The 18,734-nt window shown below is 66.6% G+C and carries 19 protein-coding genes and 1 tRNA gene; 16 read left to right on the top strand and 4 right to left on the bottom strand.

The features are described from left to right. Positions 1-120 precede the first annotated feature (120 nt). From rpsF to JW805_07505, 4 genes are all read left to right on the top strand, one after another. Complete coding sequence (gene rpsF, locus JW805_07520) at positions 121-537, top strand: 30S ribosomal protein S6 (protein MBN2971862.1); 417 nt, start codon at positions 121-123, stop codon at positions 535-537. Next, entirely contained in the window at positions 537-761 is a 225-nt protein-coding gene (locus JW805_07515; GenBank protein ID MBN2971861.1) for a 30S ribosomal protein S18, read from the top strand. Before rpsF ends, JW805_07515 begins: the two co-directional genes overlap by 1 nt. A 13-nt stretch (positions 762-774) precedes the next feature. Then, positions 775-1,371 carry a 50S ribosomal protein L9 gene (gene rplI / locus JW805_07510; protein MBN2971860.1) on the top strand — a complete coding sequence of 199 codons (597 nt, stop codon included), beginning with the start codon at positions 775-777 and terminating at the stop codon, positions 1,369-1,371. 93 nt (positions 1,372-1,464) lie between these two features. After that, complete coding sequence (locus JW805_07505) at positions 1,465-2,562, top strand: 2OG-Fe(II) oxygenase (protein ID MBN2971859.1); 1,098 nt, start codon at positions 1,465-1,467, stop codon at positions 2,560-2,562. Positions 2,563-2,749: 187 nt separating this feature from the next. On the opposite strand, the gene map is transcribed toward JW805_07505, so the two are convergent. After that, positions 2,750-3,517 carry a type I methionyl aminopeptidase gene (gene map / locus JW805_07500; GenBank protein ID MBN2971858.1) on the bottom strand — a complete coding sequence of 256 codons (768 nt, stop codon included), beginning with the start codon at positions 3,515-3,517 and terminating at the stop codon, positions 2,750-2,752. Next, positions 3,517-5,331: a DNA mismatch repair endonuclease MutL gene (gene mutL, locus JW805_07495; GenBank protein ID MBN2971857.1), complete on the bottom strand. Its 1,815-nt coding sequence runs from the start codon at positions 5,329-5,331 to the stop codon at positions 3,517-3,519. Before mutL ends, map begins: the two co-directional genes overlap by 1 nt. Positions 5,332-5,480: 149 nt before the next feature. On the opposite strand from mutL, the gene JW805_07490 reads away from it, so the two are divergent. The 6 genes from JW805_07490 (at position 5,481) to JW805_07465 (ending at position 11,673) form a co-directional block, all read left to right on the top strand. Continuing rightward, complete coding sequence (locus tag JW805_07490) at positions 5,481-6,521, top strand: rod shape-determining protein (GenBank protein MBN2971856.1); 1,041 nt, start codon at positions 5,481-5,483, stop codon at positions 6,519-6,521. Between the two features lie 149 nt (positions 6,522-6,670). Continuing rightward, positions 6,671-7,546: a rod shape-determining protein MreC gene (locus JW805_07485; GenBank protein ID MBN2971855.1), complete on the top strand. Its 876-nt coding sequence runs from the start codon at positions 6,671-6,673 to the stop codon at positions 7,544-7,546. Next, positions 7,543-8,058 carry a hypothetical protein gene (locus tag JW805_07480; GenBank protein ID MBN2971854.1) on the top strand — a complete coding sequence of 172 codons (516 nt, stop codon included), beginning with the start codon at positions 7,543-7,545 and terminating at the stop codon, positions 8,056-8,058. Before JW805_07485 ends, JW805_07480 begins: the two co-directional genes overlap by 4 nt. Then, complete coding sequence (gene mrdA / locus JW805_07475) at positions 8,055-10,154, top strand: penicillin-binding protein 2 (protein MBN2971853.1); 2,100 nt, start codon at positions 8,055-8,057, stop codon at positions 10,152-10,154. Before JW805_07480 ends, mrdA begins: the two co-directional genes overlap by 4 nt. After that, on the top strand, positions 10,151-11,272 hold the full coding sequence (rodA, locus tag JW805_07470; protein ID MBN2971852.1) for a rod shape-determining protein RodA: 1,122 nt from the start codon (positions 10,151-10,153) through the stop codon (positions 11,270-11,272). The genes mrdA and rodA overlap by 4 nt, the downstream gene beginning before the upstream one ends. An 11-nt stretch (positions 11,273-11,283) precedes the next feature. Then, the gene (locus JW805_07465; GenBank protein MBN2971851.1) at positions 11,284-11,673 is read left to right on the top strand and encodes a hypothetical protein; all 390 of its coding nucleotides are present in this window, start codon (positions 11,284-11,286) and stop codon (positions 11,671-11,673) included. Positions 11,674-11,737: 64 nt separating this feature from the next. Here the strand turns inward: JW805_07465 and JW805_07460 are convergent. Continuing rightward, a tRNA-Lys gene (locus tag JW805_07460) sits at positions 11,738-11,813 on the bottom strand. Between the two features lie 206 nt (positions 11,814-12,019). On the opposite strand from JW805_07460, the gene JW805_07455 reads away from it, so the two are divergent. From JW805_07455 to JW805_07445, 3 genes are read left to right on the top strand one after another with little or no spacing between them, the layout of a single operon-like run. After that, positions 12,020-12,661, top strand: a complete 642-nt coding sequence (locus JW805_07455; GenBank protein MBN2971850.1) for a DUF47 domain-containing protein — start codon at positions 12,020-12,022, stop codon at positions 12,659-12,661. Between the two features lie 10 nt (positions 12,662-12,671). Then, positions 12,672-13,679: an inorganic phosphate transporter gene (locus tag JW805_07450; GenBank protein MBN2971849.1), complete on the top strand. Its 1,008-nt coding sequence runs from the start codon at positions 12,672-12,674 to the stop codon at positions 13,677-13,679. A gap of 1 nt (position 13,680) precedes the next feature. Next, complete coding sequence (locus tag JW805_07445; GenBank protein MBN2971848.1) at positions 13,681-14,205, top strand: gamma carbonic anhydrase family protein; 525 nt, start codon at positions 13,681-13,683, stop codon at positions 14,203-14,205. A 16-nt stretch (positions 14,206-14,221) separates the two neighbouring features. Here the strand turns inward: JW805_07445 and JW805_07440 are convergent, their stop codons facing one another. Next, positions 14,222-14,944 (bottom strand): L,D-transpeptidase family protein, encoded by a 723-nt coding sequence (locus JW805_07440; GenBank protein ID MBN2971847.1) that lies wholly within the window; start codon positions 14,942-14,944, stop codon positions 14,222-14,224. Between the two features lie 207 nt (positions 14,945-15,151). Here JW805_07440 and JW805_07435 point away from each other — a divergent pair, with 207 nt between their 5' ends. The 3 genes from JW805_07435 (at position 15,152) to JW805_07425 (ending at position 18,596) form a co-directional block, all read left to right on the top strand. Continuing rightward, complete coding sequence (locus tag JW805_07435) at positions 15,152-15,862, top strand: murein L,D-transpeptidase catalytic domain family protein (protein MBN2971846.1); 711 nt, start codon at positions 15,152-15,154, stop codon at positions 15,860-15,862. A 176-nt stretch (positions 15,863-16,038) separates the two neighbouring features. After that, on the top strand, positions 16,039-16,542 hold the full coding sequence (locus JW805_07430) for a CinA family protein (GenBank protein MBN2971845.1): 504 nt from the start codon (positions 16,039-16,041) through the stop codon (positions 16,540-16,542). Further along, entirely contained in the window at positions 16,500-18,596 is a 2,097-nt protein-coding gene (locus JW805_07425) for an NAD(+) synthase (GenBank protein MBN2971844.1), read from the top strand. The genes JW805_07430 and JW805_07425 overlap by 43 nt, the downstream gene beginning before the upstream one ends. Positions 18,597-18,734: the final 138 nt, after the last annotated feature.

The raw sequence follows: 18,734 nt of genomic DNA, 5'->3' as shown, positions 1-18,734 counted from the left end.
GCCCCTCAGCCGGGGCGGAGGAGCCAGTCTCTTCCGCCCCTGTGCTGTTTGAAGTGAACGACAGCCGGAGGGGCATGGCACGGGGCCATGTCAGCGATCGGCCAACAGTGAGAAAGACGCATGGCTCTTTACGAGCATACGTTCCTTGCGCGCCAGGATCTGGCACAGGCGCAGGTGGACGCGCTGGCGGAAGCCGCGACCAAGATCGTCGAAGACAAGGGTGGCAAGGTCGTCAAGACCGAAACCTGGGGTCTCCGCAGCCTCGCCTATCGCATCGCGAAGAACCGCAAGGCGCATTATGTGATGCTCGAAATCGATGCCCCGGGCGACACCGTCGCCGAGCTGGAGCGTCAGGCCGGCATCAACGAAGACATCATCCGCTACATGACCGTAAAGGTCGATGAGCATGAAGCGGGTCCGACCGTGATGATGCGCAAGCAGGAGCGCGACCGTGAGCGTCGTGCCGACCGCGGCGAGCGTGGCGGTGACCGCCCCGATCGTGCGCCCCGTCGTGACCGTGAAGAGGAAGCCGCATAATGGCCCGCGCATTTTTCCGCCGCCGCAAGAGCTGCCCGTTCTCCGCGAAGGACGCTCCCCGGATCGATTACAAGGACGTTCGTCTGCTCCAGGGCTTCGTGTCCGAGCGTGGCAAGATCGTCCCGTCGCGCATCACTAGCGTGAGCGCAAAGAAGCAGCGTGAGCTCGCCACGGCGATCAAGCGCGCGCGTCATCTGGGCCTGCTGCCCTACATCGTGAAGTGAGGAAGTAGCAGTCATGGACGTCATTCTGCTTGAGCGCGTCGAGAAGCTCGGCGCCATCGGCGACGTGGTGAAGGTGAAGGACGGGTTCGCCCGCAACTTCCTGCTGCCACGCAAGAAGGCGCTGCGCGCCAACGAAGCCAACAAGAAGGTGTTCGAAGCGAACCGTGCGCGGATCGAATCGGACAACGCCAACCGTCGCGGCGAAGCCGAGAAGGAAGCGGCGACCTTCAAGGACGCGACCGTCACGCTGATCCGTCAGGCGTCGAACACCGGCCAGCTGTACGGCTCGGTTGCGGTGCGCGACTTGGTCGAGGCGCTGGTCGCCGACGGCCACAAGGTCAACAAGAGCCAGGTCGTGCTCGACCGTCCGATCAAGGCGATCGGCCTGTCGGAAGTCCGCGTTCAGCTGCACCCGGAAGTGTCGGTGACCGTCAAGGTCAACGTCGCCCGCTCGCCGGAAGAGGCCGAGATGCAGGCATCGGGCGTGGACGTGATGGCCGCGATGTTCGAAAAGGACGAAGCGGGCTTCACCGAGGATTACGATCCCAACGCCGAGCCGGGCGCGACTGCCGAAGTGCAGGCGGACGAGGGCGACGCCCAGCAGGGCTGATACGCTCCTTATCCGAACAAGTTCGAGGAAGCCGCCCGTAGTGATACGGGCGGCTTCTTTCGTTTCGTCTTCGGACGCGGTATCCGCTTGTGCATGACGATTCCGATACACGCTGCCCGCCCGCTCGACTGCGGCGAGTTCGCGCCCTGGTTCAAGGGCCGGATTCTCGACGGCCGCTCAGACTGGGCGTTCGGCTCTGCAGCCGGCGCGCCGGTCGTCCTGTTCTTCATGGGAAGCGCCGGGGCACCGCGAGTCGCAGCGGCGCTCGCGACCTTGCTCGCGCAAGCCAGCCGGTTCGACGACGTCCAGGCGCGCCTGTTCGGAGTCACGTGCGATCCGAATGACGCGGCGCAGCGCCGGATCGCCCAGCGACTGCCCGGCATTCGGCATTTCCTCGATTACGATCGCGCGATCAGCCAGGCCTATGGCGCCTGCGCGCCGGGCAGCGATTCCTATCAGCCGCATATTCTGGTGCTCAATCGCACGCTGCAGGTCGCAGCGCGACTGACGCTGGATCAGGCCGGCATCGTGTTTTCCGTGCTCGACATGCTGGCGGCGCAGGCGGAGCAGGACTGGGCACCGGTCCTGACCGTGCCGAATCTTCTCGAAGACGAGCTCTGCCGCGCGCTCATCGCGGTCTATGATCGCGACGGCGGGCGCGAGTCCGGGTTCATGCAGGAAATCGACGGCAAGACGACGCTGGTAAGCAACGCCGATTTCAAGCGGCGACGGGACGCCGATATCGAGGACCCGGCCCTGCGCAGTGCGCTTGCCGCCCGGATAAGCCAGCGGCTTGTCCCGGCAATCAAGCGGAGTTTTCAGTTCGAGGCGACGCGGATCGAACGCTATATCGTCGCGGCCTATGACGCCGATGGCGGCGGCTATTTCCACGCGCATCGGGACAATACGACGAAGGGGACCGCGCATCGCCGGTTTGCGGTCACCATCAACCTCAACGACGATTACGAGGGCGGCGACCTGCGGTTTCCCGAGTTCGGCCGGCGAACCTATCGCGCTCCGAAGGGCGGTGCGATCGTCTTCTCCTGCTCGCTCCTGCACGAAGCCACGCCGATGGTTCGGGGTCGGCGCTATGCGACGCTGCCGTTCCTGTACGACGAGGCCGCTGCCGAAATCCGGCGCGCCAACAACGGCTTTCTCTCGCCGGACGTCGGCGAATATCGGGCGGCGTGACGCGTCAGGGGCAGGTCACGCACGCACCGATGACGGCGGCTAGCGGGATCAGCGCAAGGACGACGGGGACAATCTGTTTCATTTGAGCGACCAATCGATGTTTGGCCTCTCAATGCTTTGCCGGCGGAAAAGGTTTCCGGAGCATGAACACGGCTCGCGCGCCGCGATACTCCGGCAGCCCGCGATGTCAGGCAGCGGCCCGTTCGTCGCGGCGGAGCGTCAGCACCTCGACCCCGTCCCGCGTCACCGCGACCGTATGCTCGAACTGCGCCGACAATTTGCCGTCGTCGGTCGTGACGGTCCAGCCATCCGCCGCCGTCGACACCTTGCGCGTGCCCTGATTGAGCATCGGTTCGACGGTGAAGACCATGCCTTCGCGCAGCACTTGCCCGGTGCCGGCGCGCCCATAGTGCAGAACCTCCGGCGCCTCGTGCATCTCGCGCCCGATCCCGTGACCGCAGAAGTCGCGCACCACGGAATAGCCATGCTTCTTCGCGTGGCGCTCGATCGCGAAGCCGATGTCGCCGAGCCGCGCGCCGGGCCGGACCGCACCGATCCCCTTCCACATCGCCTCCTGCGCGACCTTTACCAACCGCCGGGCGGCCGGCGCCACATCGCCGACCAGATAGGTCTTGCTCGAGTCGGCGATGAAGCCCCCCTTCTCCAGCGTGATGTCGAGATTGACGATGTCGCCCTGTCGGATGACGTCATCCGCGCTCGGTACCCCGTGGCAGACGACATGGTTGATCGACGCGTTCAGGACGAAGGCGAAGCCGTATTGCCCCTTGCTCGCCGGGCGCGCGTGGAGTTCGTCGACGATGTAGCGCTCGACCAGATCGTTGACCGCCAGCGTCGACATGCCGGCGAGATCGACGCGGTCGAGCATTTCGAAAACGCTTGCGAGCAATCGCCCCGCCTCTCGCTGGATCGCGAGTTCTTCCGTCGTCTTGACCATCATTTCCGTCCGAACAGTTTCTCGATATCGCCATGCGCCAGCTTCACCCAGGTCGGGCGGCCGTGGTTGCACTGGCCCGAGTGGGGTGTGACTTCCATCTCGCGGAGCAGCGCGTTCATCTCCGCGACCGACAGGACGCGCCCTGCCCGAACAGAACCGTGGCAGGCCATCGTGGCGGCGACATGATCGAGCCGTTCGCGCAAGGACAACGCCTCGTCATAGGCGGCGAGTTCGTCGGCGAGGTCGATGACGAGGCCCGATACATCACCGCTGCCAAGTAGCGCCGGCGTCGCGCGGACAAGCATCGCGCGCGGGCCGAACCGTTCGAGGTCGAGCCCGAAGTCGGCGAGTTCGCGCGCGCGCGCTTCCAGGCGGTCGCAGGCAGGTTCGTCGAGCTCGACCACTTCCGGCAGCAACAGCGCCTGGCTGGCGACCCCGCCCCCGGCCATCGCGTTGCGCATGCGCTCCAGAACCAGACGCTCGTGCGCGGCGTGCTGGTCGACGATGACCAGGCCGTCTTCCGCCTCCGCGACGATATAGGTCTTGGCAACCTGCCCACGCGCGACGCCTAGCGGGTATGCACTGGTTTCGGGCGGTGGGGCCCAGGCGGGTTCGGCACGCGCCATCGGGGGCGGCATGGCGAAGGTCGGGCGACGGTCATGCACGCTGAGACGCCCCTCGCCTTCCGTGGAGGGATAGGGGGTGGGGGATGTCTCACCGAGATCGAGACTCGCGGCGAGGCCCCACCCCGACCCCTCCCCTGAAGGGGAAAGACTAGAGGAAGAGGTCCAAGCTCCCAGCGCCCCGGCACTCGGCCGCTGCACCGCACGGTGGCCCGCCTCATCGAGCGCGCGTCGTAAGCCGCTGACGATCAGCCCGCGCACCAGTGCCGGATCGCGAAACCGCACTTCGGTTTTTGCCGGGTGAACATTCACGTCGACCACATCGGCCGGTACGTCGAGGAACAGCGCCACCACCGCATGGCGATCGCGTGGCATCATCTCGGCGTACGCACCGCGAATCGCACCGATCAGCAGGCGATCCTTCACCGGGCGGCCGTTTACGAACAGATATTGATGATCGGCGATCCCGCGGTGGAAGGTCGGCAGCCCTGCGACACCCCCGAGACGCAGCCCCTCGCGCTCGAAATCGATCGTCACGCTGTTTGCCGCAAGTTCACGGTCGGTGAGGGCCGCGACGCGCGCCGGGCGATCCTCGTCGGGTTGGACCGACAGCGTGCGGCGGCCGTCATGTTCGAGCGAAAAGCCGACACCCGGACGGGCCATTGCGAGCCGGCGCACCATTTCGAGGCACGCGGCATATTCGGCGCGGGCCGAGCGCAGGAACTTGCGGCGGGCGGGCACGCGGGCGAACAGCCCCTCGACGCGCACGCGGGTACCGGGCGGCAGCGCAGCTGGCCCCTCCTGCTCCACCGCTCCGTTGTCGACTTGGCGCATCCAGCCATCGGCGCCGCGCACCCGGCTCTCCAGCATCAGCCGTGCGACGCTGGCGATCGACGGCAGCGCCTCGCCGCGGAAGCCCAGGGTCTGGACCGCCTCGATGTCCTCGTCGGGCAGTTTGGAGGTCGCGTGACGCTCCAGTGCGAGGGCCATGTCGGCGGCCGTCATGCCGCAGCCGTCGTCGATCACTTCGATCAGGTCGGTGCCGCCGCCGGCCAGACGAATGGCGATCCGGGTGGCGCCGGCGTCGATCGCGTTTTCGACCAGTTCTTTCAACGCAGCAGCGGGGCGTTCCACCACTTCTCCGGCCGCGATGCGGTTGACGAGATGGCTGGGGAGGCGGCGTATTGACATGGGGGACGCTCTAGCCCAAGCGACGCCATCCCGCGACCCGTATCCGAACAGCCGGAGCCGGACCCCTGGCTCGCCAGGGTGAGGGACGTTCATATGTGCGATTGGCCGGCGTGGGCGACGCCCGGCATGGGACGGAACAGATTTCAATGATGCTTTCGCGTTTCTTCAAATTCATGTCGCACGACATGGCGATCGACCTCGGCACGGCGAATACCGTCGTCTACGTCCGCGGGCGCGGCGTGGTGCTGAACGAACCGTCGGTCGTGGCGATCGAAACGATCAACGGCATCAAGAAGGTGCGCGCGGTCGGCGACGATGCCAAGCTGATGATGGGCAAGACGCCTGGCTCGATCGAAGCAATCCGCCCGTTGCGCGACGGTGTCATCGCGGACATCGACGTCGCCGAGGAGATGATCAAGCACTTCATCCGCAAGGTGCACGGCGGTCGCAAGTCGATGCTGCGCTGGCCGCAGATCGTGATCTGCGTGCCCTCGGGCTCGACCAGCGTCGAGCGCCGCGCAATCCGCGATGCCGCGTCGAACGCGGGTGCAAGCCAGGTCTTCCTGATCGAGGAACCGATGGCCGCCGCGATCGGCGCCGACATGCCGGTCACCGAACCGGTCGGGTCCATGGTCGTCGACATCGGCGGCGGCACGACCGAAGTCGCGGTGCTCTCGCTGCGCGGTCTCGCCTATTCGACATCGGTGCGGGTCGGTGGCGACAAGATGGACGAAGCCATCGTCAGCTATGTCCGCCGCAACCACAATCTGCTGATCGGCGAAGCCACCGCCGAGCGCATCAAGCAGGAAGTCGGCATCGCCAAGCCGCCGGTCGACGGCATCGGCATGACGCTGCACATCAAGGGCCGCGACCTGGTCAACGGCGTGCCGAAGGAAATCCAGATCAACCAGGGGCAGATCGCCGAAGCGCTGAGCGAACCCGTCGGCACGATCGTCGAGGGCGTGCGCATCGCGCTCGAGAACACCGCCCCCGAACTGGCGGCCGACATCGTCGACCAGGGCATCGTCCTGACCGGCGGCGGCGCGCTGCTGCAGGGCATCGACGAAGTGCTGCGGGATGAAACCGGCCTGCCGGTTACCGTTGCCGAGGATCCGCTGACCTGCGTTGCGCTCGGCACCGGCCGCGCGCTGGAGGACGAGCAGTTCCGCGGCGTCCTGCTGCAGGTCTGAACGCAAAGGCAGATAATGCCTTCCCCGTTCGCCCTGAGCTTGTCGAAGGGCCGCCCTTCTTTTTCGGAAGAGAAGCAAAGGGCTTCGACAGGGTCAGCCCGAGCGGGGCAGGGTTTCGGTTAAACCATTAAGAGAAGGGCGCGGACGGGATGGCGCCGCCGATTGCCAGACGCACCGGCTTTTCGCGGCGCGCGCAGTACGGGGTCTTTATCGGTTATGTTGCGGCAGCGACCGGGGCACTGGTCGGCGCCGTCCTCGTCCTGCTGTCCTTCTTCAATCCGCCCGCCTTCGCCGCCCTGCGGTCGGGCGTGGCGGAGATCACGACCCCGATTTCCAGCGGCCTTCACGGCCTGCGTCGCGCGGCGACCGTCCCGGGCGGTCTGACCGACTATTTCGGCGGCGCGGACAAGATCCGCGCCCTGCGTCAGCAACTGGAGGCCGAACGCGCGATCGTGTTGCGTGCGCGGATGATCAATCGCGAAAACGCCCGGCTGCGCGCCTTGCTGCGCGTTCGCGACGTCGACCCCGCGCCCGTCGTCACGGCGCGCCTGGTCAATTCGAGTGGATCGAGCACACGCCGCTTCGCGACGCTCAATGCCGGCCGCTTCCAGGGGGTCGATGTGGGCCAGCCCGTTCGTGGACCGGAAGGATTGATCGGGCGCGTGCTCGAAACCGGCCTGAATGCCGCGCGCATCCTGCTGATCACCGATGCCGAAAGCATCGTCCCCGTGCGCCGTACCCGTGACGGGTTTCCCGCGATCGCCGCCGGGCGCGGCGACGGGATGCTCGACATTCGATCGGCCGGGTCGGTCAACGCGCCGTTTCGCGCGGGCGACGTGTTCGTCACGTCGGGCACCGGCGGAATCTATCCGCCCAATATCCCCGTGGCGCGCGTGAACGCCGAGTCGCGCGATGCGGCGCTCGCCCGCCCCTTCGCCGATCCCGACGCCCTAGATTTTGCGGTCGTGCAAAAGGCGTTCCTGCCGCCCCTGCCCCCGCCCCCTGCCCAGGACGCGAGAAAATGAGGCCGCCGCGGCCGTCGAAGTTCGGCGAGCCAATCAGCGCGCGTCGCCGGTCGCTGATTGCCGCGGCGGTGGTCATGGTGGGGTCGCTGCTGCCGATCGTACCGATCGTCGCGGTCGTTCCCTATCTCCCGCCGCTGGGCCTCTTGCTGCTCGTCGCCTGGCGCCAGCGCAGTCCGGACATACTGCCGGTATGGGCCGGCGTGCCGCTGGGCCTGTGGGACGACCTACTGAGCGGTCATCCGCTGGGCAGCGCAATGTCGCTGTGGACGCTCATAATGCTGACGATCGACCTGATCGACCATCGGCTGGTCTGGCGGGATTTCTGGCAGGAGTGGTTGGTCGCGGCAGGCGCCGTTGCCGGATTCCTGATCGGCGCGCGACTTGCCGGAACGCCGCTTCGCGCGCATGTCGATACGGTGTTGCTGATCCAGATCCTGATCGCGATCGCCCTCTATCCGCTCGCGGCCGCGCTATGCGCTTGGGTCGACGAGCAAGGGCAGCAACGTCGGTGAGGATCAGCAATCCTTTCGCCATCGCGAGCGAAGCCGTCCAATCCTACACCTTCACCCGGCGCGCGATGTTCGTGTCGGGCCTGCAGATCGGTTTCGGCGTGCTGCTCGCCGGCCGGATGACATGGCTCGCGGTGGCGGAGAACGAACGCTATTCGGCGGCCAGCGAAAAGAACCGTGTCAACGCGACGCTGGTCCCGCCGCGGCGTGGCTGGATCGTCGACCGGCATGGCCACGCCATCGCCAACAACCGCACCGACTTTCGCGTCGATATCATTCCCGACCGCGTCCATGACAACGACAAGGACCGCGTGCTGGGTGCCGTCCAGCACATCCTGTCGCTCGATGCCGACGAGCGCGCGCGTGTCGATGCCGAGCTGAAGCGCGCCGCGGGCTTCCAACCCGTCCAGGTCGCCGAGAACCTGGACTGGGACCGGTTCGCCGCGGTCAGCGTCCGCGTACCCGAGCTTCCCGGCATCGTGCCCTCGCGCGGCTTTTCCCGCAACTATCCGCTCGGCGCGGCGGTGGCGCATCTGACAGGCTATGTCGGCGCCGCGACCGCCGAACAGTTCAAGGCGAGCCGCGACCCGCTGCTCCTCACCCCGGGCTTCAAGCTCGGCAAGGACGGGCTCGAGAAAAGCCTCGAACCGCAGCTGAGGGGCCAGGCCGGCGCGAAACGGATCGAGGTCACCGCCCGCGGCAAGCTGGTGCGCGAACTCGAGACCCGGCCCGACATCCCTGGTCGCACGATCCGCCTCAATATCGATGCCGGGCTTCAGGAATATGCCGCGCGGCGCCTGGGCACGAATTCGGGCAGCTGCGTCGTGTTCGACTGCCAGACCGGCGAAATGCTGGCGATGGTGTCGATGCCGGCGTACGACCCCAACAGCTTTTCCGACGGCATCAGCCATAATGAATGGAAGATGCTGTCGGACGACGACCACGTGCCCCTCATGAACAAGGTCCTTCAGGGGCTTTACCCGCCGGGTTCGACGGTGAAGCCGATGAACGGCCTCGCCCTGCTCGAAGCCGGCGTGAGTCCGAACGAGCGCGTGTTCTGCTCGGGCGCGCTGCGGGTCGGCAGTGGCGTGTTTCACTGCCACAAGCGGCGGGGGCACGGCCCGGTCGACCTGAAGGGCGCGATCGCACAGAGCTGCGACATCTATTTCTACGAGATGATCCGGCGTTTGGGCTATGATCGGATCGCGCCGGTCGCACGTGCACTCGGGCTCGGCCAGAAGTACGACCTGCCCTACCCCAGCCAGCGCTACGGCACCGTCCCCGACAGCGCGTGGAAGCAGAAGAAGTACAAGACCGACTGGACCGTTGCGGATTCGCTCAACGCCTCGATCGGGCAAGGCTATGTCCTCGCCAACCCGCTGCAGATGGCGGTGATGGCGGCACGCATCGCCAGCGGCCGGATGATCCAGCCGCACCTGCTTGCCGGGCCCGACAGCCGAAACGCCGCCGCCCTCCCTTACAAGCCGGAGCATCTGGCGATCGTGCGCGAAGCGATGTGGGCGGTCGTCAACGGCGGCGGCACCGGCGGTGCCTCGCGCATGTATGTGCCCGGGGTATCGCTGGCGGCCAAGACCGGCACCGCGCAGGTCCGCCGCATCACGATGGCGGAGCGCCGGTCGGGCGTGCTGTCGAACGGCCAGCTGCCCTTCAAGCTGCGCGACCACGCTCATTTCATCTGCTTCGCGCCGGCGGACAATCCCCGCTATGCCGCCGCCATCGTGCTCGAACACAATGGCCACACGGTCCGCAACCTCGATACGCCGCTGACCGGCCGCGACATCATGACCTATCTGTTCGACAAGAAGCGCGCGGTGCAGGCACTGGAAGAGGTCGAGCCGACCTGGGGCGGCGACATCCGCACCCGCATGGCCGCGCAAAAGGCTGCGTTCGAGGCGGCGCAGAACCCGGTCGCCGCGCCGCCTGAGGACGTCGAGTCCGCGGCAAGCAATGTCGTCGACGCCGCCGTCGCCGAATCGAACGCGACCACGCCGACCACCGGGGTCGCCGAGGGGCGGACCGAAGAATTGCCGCTGGAAGACGACCTGCCCGGCCCACAGCCGATGGGGAACACCCAATGATCCGTGCACCCGTCTCCGGTCTGGTTCCCGCGCCGCTCGCTCAGCTGCCGTGGAAGATCATCTTCCTGGTACTGGCCATCGGCGGGTTCGGCTGGGTCGTCCTGTTTTCGGCCGCGGGCGGCAGCCTGTCGCCCTGGGCGCTCAAGCAAGCGACCTTGTTCTGCGCGTTCCTGTGCATGGCGATCGTCATCTCGCGCGTGTCGCCGCGGTTCTGGGCGAACCTCGCGTTGCCGGGCTATGGCGTGCTGCTCGTCCTGCTGGTCCTCGTCGAACTGCTGGGCGCGGTGAAAGGCGGCAGCCAGCGCTGGCTCGACCTGGGCATCATCCGACTGCAGCCGTCCGAGCTGATGAAGGTCATGATCGTGCTCGCGATGGCCAAATTCTACGACATGCTGCCGCCGGCCGAAGTGCGCCGCTATGGCCCGCTGGTGCCTGCCGGCATTCTGCTCGGCCTGCCCTTCCTGCTGGTGATGGCGCAGCCCGACCTCGGCACGGGATCAATGATCGCGTTCGGCGGGCTGACGGTGATGTTTTTGGCGGGCGTGCCGCTGCGGTTGTTCGTCACCGGCGCAATCGTCTTCGCGGCGGGCATTCCGCTGGCGATCAATTACGTGCTGCACGATTATCAGCTAAACCGCATCCTGATCTTCCTGGATCCCGAGAGCGATCCGCTCGGCACAGGTTATCACATCAGCCAGTCGAAGATCGCGATCGGGTCGGGCGGCCTGACCGGCAAGGGCTTCCTCCAGGGAAGCCAGAGCCATCTCGACTATCTGCCCGAGGGCCATACCGACTTCGCCTTTGCGACGATGGCGGAGGAATGGGGGCTGCTTGGCGGCTTTGCGCTGATCCTCGCCTTCATGCTGCTGATCCGCTGGGGCGTGATGGTCGGCGTGCGGGCCGAAGGACGGTTCGAGCGGCTCACCGCAGCCGGTCTTGCCACGACGATCTTCTTCTACGTCGCGATCAACCTGATGATGGTGATGGGTCTGGCGCCGGTCGTCGGCATTCCCCTGCCCTTCATCAGCTTTGGCAGCTCGGCGCAGATGACGGTGATGATCTGCATCGGCATCCTGATGTCGATCGATCGGCAGAATCGCCGGGTAGCGGGATGGTGAGGACGTCTGCCATGCGCCACGTACCGATCCTGCTCGGCCTCGGCCTCGCTGCCTGCTCGCCGCAAGGGACACCGCGCGATCCCGCCGCCGACCCCAGCGCCAACGCGATCGATGCCGAAGTCGCCGCGGTCATCAACCTTCAGGATCGTACCGAGATCGAGATCCTGAAAGACCGTGTCGTCGCGCTCGAACGCGAGGTCGGCGAGCTGAAGGCCAATCCTCAGAGCCTGGACCTGGACCTGCTGACGAAACGCGTCGAAACGCTGGAAGCCGCGTCGGCGAGTCCGGCCGCCGCGCCGGCACCGGAACCCCGCATGCCGCAAACCGATTCGGAAAGCGCCCGCCGCGCCGTCGACGCCGCGATCAACGAACGCCGGACGAAACGCGCGACGCAAGACTGACCGCCCGACGTGACGCGTCGCTGGCGGCCAGCCTGTCTCGCTTTGCACTATCGCTTGGGGGGGGTGGTGGACGCACTAGGGCTCGAACCTAGGACCCGCTGATTAAGAGTCAGCTGCTCTACCAACTGAGCTATGCGTCCACATTGATCGGCTTGGTAGGCAACGCCGTGGCGCCGCGTCCCGATCGGGAGGGCGCCCAATATCATCGTTCGCGCGGCGTGCAAGCGGTTTTGTCGATTCGGCCGATGATTTTTTGCGGCGGGCGGGTGGGACGCCACCGCCGATTGTCGCGCACCCCTAACCCGTGTAACGGCGCGGCGACTCATCCCCTCCAGGAGAAACGCCCATGCTGGGCTGGTTCCAGAAGTTGATGCCCAGCCAAGGGCGCTTCTTCGATCAATTCGAAGCGCATTCGCGAGTCGTGGTGGCCGGCGCGCAGGCGCTGACGCAGCTGTTTCACGGCCAGGGCGTGCTGAGCGACCACATCGCCGAAATCGTCCGCCGCGAGCATGAGGCCGACGACGTCACCCGCGAAGTGCTGATGGACGTGCGCCGCGTGTTCGTAACGCCGTTCGACCGCAGCGCGATCACCGACCTGATCGGGGTGATGGACGACGCGATCGACCAGATGAACCAGACCGCCAGCACCATCGCGATGTATGAAGTGACCAGCTTCGAACCGCAGATGGTGGCAATGAGCGAAGCGATCGTCGAGGCAGCCGAAGTCACCGCCGAGGCGATCCCGCTGCTGCGCAACCTGGCCCCCAATGCGAGCCGACTGCATGACCTGACCGAGCGTCTGGTTCGCATCGAGGGCAAGGCGGACGACATGCACGACGCGGGCCTGCGCGCGCTGTTCGGCAAGACCAAGGCCGATCCGATGGCCTTCATCATCGGTCGTGAGATCTACAGCCACCTGGAGCGCGTGTGCGACCGGTTCGAGGATGTCGCGAACGAGATCCAGGGTCTCGTGATCGACCACGCCTGAGGCGGGCCCCGTGACCATCTCCTTTACCCTGCTGGTCGTCCTGATCGTCGTCGCGCTGCTGTTCGACTTTCTGAACGGGCTTCACGACGCGGCGAATTCGATCGCGACCGTCGTCGCCACGCGCGTGCTGTCGCCGGTGGTCGCGGTCATCTGGGCGGCATTCTTCAACTTCACTGCCTACTTCGTCTTCGGTACCGCCGTCGCGAAGACGGTCGGCTCCGGCATCGTCGATGCGAGCGTGATCGATCCGCGCGTCATCTTCGGCGCGCTGTGCGGCGCCATCGCGTGGAACGTCATCACCTGGGTGCGCGGGATCCCGTCGTCGTCGAGCCACGCGCTGATCGGCGGGTTGCTGGGCGCAGCAATGGTCAAGGCGGGGCTCGACCCGATCGTCTGGGCCGGCGTCATCAAGACGGTGGCGGGCATCTTCGTGTCGCCCGCGCTGGGCTTGGCGCTCGCCCTCGTCATCGTGTTGGCGGTGGCGTGGACCAGCGTCCGCCTGACCCCGATGGGCGTCGACAAACGCTATCGCAAGCTTCAGCTCGTCTCGGCGGCGATGTACTCGCTCGGCCATGGCGGCAACGACGCGCAGAAGACGATGGGGATCATCACCGCCCTGCTCTACTCGCAAGGCATGATCGCCGAATTCGCGGTGCCCGGCTGGGTCGCGGTGTCCTGCTATATCGCGATCGCGATCGGCACGATGTCCGGCGGGTGGCGGATCGTCCACACGATGGGATCGAAGATCACCCGGCTGACCCCGGCGCAGGGCTTTGCCGCCGAAACGGGCGGTGCCCTGACCGTCTTCTTTGCGACGCATATCGGCGTTCCGGTATCGACCACCCACACCATTACCGGCGCGATCGTCGGCGTCGGGGCGGCCAAGCGGCTGACGGCGGTGCGCTGGGCCGTTGCTTCGAACATCGTGTTCGCTTGGTTCGTCACCCTGCCCGCCTCCGCCGTCATGGCGGCGGTCGCCTATTACGCCGCGGGAATCGTCCCGGGCCTGGGTGGCTGAAGTGCCGCTCTACGCATTCGCGGGTCAGGCACCCACGCTCGGCGCGGACGCGTGGGTCGCGCCGAGCGCGGACCTGATCGGCGACGTTCACTTGGGCGACCAGGCGAGCGTCTGGTTCGGCGCGGTCGTCCGCGGCGACAACACCCCGATTATGATCGGGGCGCGCAGCAACGTGCAGGAGGGCGCGGCCTTGCACAGCGATCCGGGCGCGCCGCTGATGATCGGCGAAGACGTGACGGTCGGCCACCATGCGGTCCTCCACGGGTGTACGATCGGCGCGCGCAGCCTGATCGGCATGGGCGCGATCGTCCTGAATCGTGCGGTGATCGGCGAGGATTGCATCGTCGGTGCCGGCGCGCTGGTGACCGAGGGCAAGGCCTTTCCGCCTGGCAGCCTGATCGTCGGCAGCCCCGCGCGCGCCGTGCGCACGCTAGATGATGCGGCCAAGGCAATGCTCCGCGCGTCCGCGGCGGTCTATGTCGCGAAGGCGGCGGACTATGCGGTCGGGCTGAAACGGATCGACTGACCCAAGCTTCCCGAGGTCAGGAGCGCCGGCGCCCGCTGGGGATCATCAGCGGACTGTCCGGCACGATCCACTCGTCACCCAGTACCGCAAGCCCGGTCGATCCACGGACTTCGGGCGGCGGTTCCGCGCCCGGGGTCCACGTCACCCGTTCGAACGCAGCGTCATCCAGCCCGTCGACATCGGCGATAATCAACGGGAAACGTTCCTTCGGCACCGGAGCGGCAGACGCATCGTCGATCACCGCGACCGACGCGCCCATCTTCGTCACCCCGTACAGCAGCTGCGCAAAGCCGTTGGGCAGGCGGATGCAGCCGTGCGACGCCGGATAGCCCGGATTGACCCCGGCGTGCAGCGCAATGCCGTCCCAGGTCAGTCGCTGCATATAGGGCATCGGGGCATTGCTGTAGAGGTTGGAGCGGTGCCAGACCTTCTTCTGCAGGATCGTGAAGTCCCCAAGCGGCGTGCGCTTGCCCGGCTTGCCCGTCGATACACTCGATACCGCGACGAGCACGCTCCCGCGATAGACGAGCGCGACCTGTGCCGAGCGATTGATGACGACAGAAATCTCGCCCAGTGTCAGATCGTCGTCGCGCCACAGATATTGCCCCGGACGCAGCCCTTCCGCTGCGGCATAAAGGGCGGCCGGCGTCGTCGGCACCCGCGGCCCGGGTTCGCTGCCGTTGGCCGAATCGGTCGCAAGGAGCGTCAGGAGGACCAACAGGGTCGATCGGATCGCCAACAGGCAGCCTTTCGGGCGGGAGGACGCGACATTCGCTAGCCGAAATTGACGGTTAACGCGAGCTTTTCACGTCCCACGGCGGGACAGACGCCGCGCCGCCCCACGCCGAGACGAGCCGGGCATGCGACGGGGTGCGCACCTCAACCCGCTGAAAAGGCAACCATTTGATGCTATATGCGTGGCCGGGATAATCACCAGGACCAGTGAATGGAGCCGTTGCTCGCGCGTGCGGCCTCGCGTCGCGCGCTGTTGAAGACTGCACTTGTCGCCGGATCAGTCGCCGTCGTGCCGGGTTGTGCCCAGCAGGCGACCAAGATCGCCACGCTGCATCTGCCACCGCCGCCGCCGGTCGTCCCGGTCGTGCAGCCGCCCGTCGCCGTAGCCGCGGCGCCGTCTGTCGCACCGCCGGGCATTCATGCCGCGCTGTTCGACCGCGCGCGCCAGGCGCTCCAGCGGCACAGCAGCGCGATCGTGAAGCAGGACCGGATCGCGCTCGCGGATTTCTCGCGTTCCTCGTCCAGCCCGCGCTTCCATCTGATCAATCTGCACGACGGAACCGTCACCTCGCTGCTCGTCGCGCACGGCAGCGGGTCGGACCCGGCACACACCGGTTGGCTTCAGCGCTTCTCCAACGAAGTGAACAGCGAAGCCTCGTGCGAGGGGGCGTTCGTCGCGAGCGACTATTATGTCGGCAAGCACGGTCGCTCGCAGCGGCTGGTCGGTCTGGACCCGACCAACAATAATGCGCTCGACCGCGCGATCGTCATCCATGGCGCCTGGTATTCGAACGAAGACATGCTGGCCAAGCACGGCAAGCTCGGCCGCAGCCAGGGCTGCTTCGCGGTCGGTGAATATTCGCTGGCAACGGTGTTCGACCTGCTGGGCGAAGGCCGGATGATCTACGCGGCGAAGGTCTAAGGCTGATATTGACGCAGTCGCCCTGAGCCTGTCGAAGGGCGGTCCTGCGATACCCGCGCCGATCGCTCGCGGATCTCGGAACGGTGCCTCGACAGGCCCAGCTCGAGCGGGAATAGTGGCGCCGTCTAAACGCGCATCATAGCGTCTGTGTACGGCCCCGCTTTAGTCTCGGCGCGATGACCGAAACCCTCTCCTCCGCCCTGCCCGACCACGTCGAAGACTCAGCGCGCCGTGTGCTTGAAAAGGCCACCGACGCGGGCCTGTCGCTCGCTACCGCCGAAAGCTGTACGGGTGGCCTCCTTGCGTCACTGCTGACCGACGTCGAAGGCGTGTCCGGCGCGTTCGAGCGCGGCTATGTCGTCTATTCGAAGGACGCGAAGTGCGAACTTCTGCACATCGCGCGGGACGTCGTCGAGAGTTGCGGTGCGGTCAGTCGCGATGTGGCGATCGCAATGGCCGATGGCGCGCTCGCGGCGAGCCATGCCGATGTCGCGCTGTCGATCACCGGTTTCGCCGGTCCCGGCGGCCCGGACGACGAACCCGGCCTGGTCCACTTCGGCTGCGCGCGCACCGGTCGCGCGACAGATCATCGCGAGGAGCATTTCGGCGATATCGGTCGCGGACCGACGCGCGTGAAATGCCTGGAAGTGGCGCTCGAGATGATCGAAAAGGCGCTGTGACCAGCACCCATCCCTTCTATTCGCATCACGCGCAGGGCTTCGTCCGCGTCGGCGCCTGTACCCCCATCGGCACGGTGGGCGACCCAGCCGCCAACGCCGCCGCGACGATCGCGCTTGCGCGGCAGGGGCATGAGCAAGGCTGCGACCTGCTGGTCTTCCCCGAGCTCAATCTGTCGTCCTACGCGATCGACGACCTGCATCTGCAGGACGCCCATGCCGCCGCGGTCGAAGCGGCGCTGGCCGAGGTTGCTGCCGCGACCGCCGAACTGACGCCCCTGTTGCTCGTCGGCGCCGGGCTGCGGCGGAACGGACGCCTTTACAATTGCGCGGTGGCGATCCACCGCGGGCAGATCCTGGGCGTCGTGCCGAAGACCTATCTGCCGAACTACCGCGAATATTACGAGAAGCGCTGGTTCGCGGCCGGCGTCGGGCTGACGGGGCTGGAGATCGCGGTCGCCGGACGGAGCGTGCCCTTCGGCACCGACCTGCTGTTCGCCGCCGACGACCTGACGGACTTCATCGTCCATGCCGAGGTGTGCGAGGATTATTGGGCCCCCGCCCCGCCCTCGACCGACGGCGCACTGGCGGGCGCGCTGATCCTCGCCAATCTGTCGGCCTCCAACATCGTCATCGGCAAGGCGCGCGAGCGGGCCCTGCTGTGCGCGTCGCAATCGGTGCGGACGGCGTCGGCTTATATCTATTCGGCCTCGGGACCGGGCGAGAGCACGACCGACCTTGCGTGGGACGGCCAGGGCATGATCCTGGAATTGGGCGAGATGCTGGCGGAAAGCGGCCGGTTCGATCTGGCGACCGAGATCGTCGTTGCCGACATCGACGTCCAGCGACTTCGGCTGGAGCGGATGCGCACGGGCACGTTCAACGACTGCGCCGCCGCGCGCGGGCATCCGGAGACGCGCTTCCGCCGCGTCATGTTCCGTCACACGCCCGACTTCGCCGACCGCGGACTGGTACGCGACATCCGGCGTTTCCCGTTCGTGCCCAACACGCCGTCGAAGCTCGACGAAGATTGCTACGAAGCCTTCAACATCCAGGTCGAAGGCCTGCGCAAGCGTCTGACCACCACGGGATCGAAGCATCTGGTCGTGGGCGTCTCCGGTGGGCTCGATTCGACCCACGCCCTCATCGTCGCGGCCAAGGCGTTCGACCGGATGGGGCGATCGCGTTCCGACATTCTCGGCTTCACCATGCCCGGCTTTGCGACCGGTGAGGCGACCAAGGCCCAGGCGTGGGGACTGATGAAGGCGCTCGGCGTGACCGGCGAGGAAATCGACATCCGCCCCGCCGCGACGCAGATGCTGAAGGACATGGGCCACCCCTTTGCCGAGGGGCATCCCGAATATGACGTGACGTTCGAGAACGTCCAGGCGGGTCTTCGCACGGACTACCTCTTCCGCCTCGCCAACCAGCGGCAGGGTATCGTGCTCGGAACCGGCGACCTGAGCGAATTGGCCCTGGGCTGGTGCACCTACGGCGTCGGCGATCACATGAGCCATTACGGCGTCAACGCGGGCGTACCCAAGACGCTGATCCAGTATCTGATCCGCTGGGCGACGCGCACGAACCAGTTCGACGCCGAGACCGATGCCGTGCTCGAAGCGATCCTGGCGACCGAGATTTCGCCCGAACTCGTCCCCGCCGACGCAAGCGGAGCGATGCAGAGTACGCAAGACAGGATCGGCCCCTACGAGTTGCACGACTTCTTCGCCCATTACGTCCTGCGCCACGGCCTGCCGCCGTCGAAGATCGCCTTCCTCGCCTGGCACGCTTGGCGCGATGCGGGCACGGGGCGCTGGCCGATGGGATTTCCGGAGGACGCGCGCAATGCCTACGACCTCGCCACCATTGCCAAATGGCTGGAAGCGTTCGTGTGGCGCTTCTTCCAGACCAGCCAGTTCAAGCGATCGGCGTTGCCCAATGCACCGAAGGTGTCGGCTGGCGGCGCGGTCAGCCCGCGCGGCGACTGGCGCGCGCCGTCGGACGGAACGGCGGCGGTGTGGCTCGCCGAGCTGAAGGCCAAACTGCCGCCGGTTTAGGCTACCCGCCCTCTCCCCGATATTCGCACGAAGGCGGGGCTCGATTCGGAATGACCTACCGGCCGTTCACCGAATACCGCGACCCTTGCTCCCCGTCTCCACGGAGGTGACCCCCCGTGCGCAATTGACACCGGTTTC

Origin of the sequence: Roseomonas aeriglobus (genome assembly GCA_016937575.1) — a bacterium.
Taxonomy (GTDB): domain Bacteria; phylum Pseudomonadota; class Alphaproteobacteria; order Sphingomonadales; family Sphingomonadaceae; genus Sphingomonas; species Sphingomonas aerigloba.
Note: the sequence above shows the minus strand (reverse complement) of the source record. Positions and strands in the feature narration are given on the sequence as shown.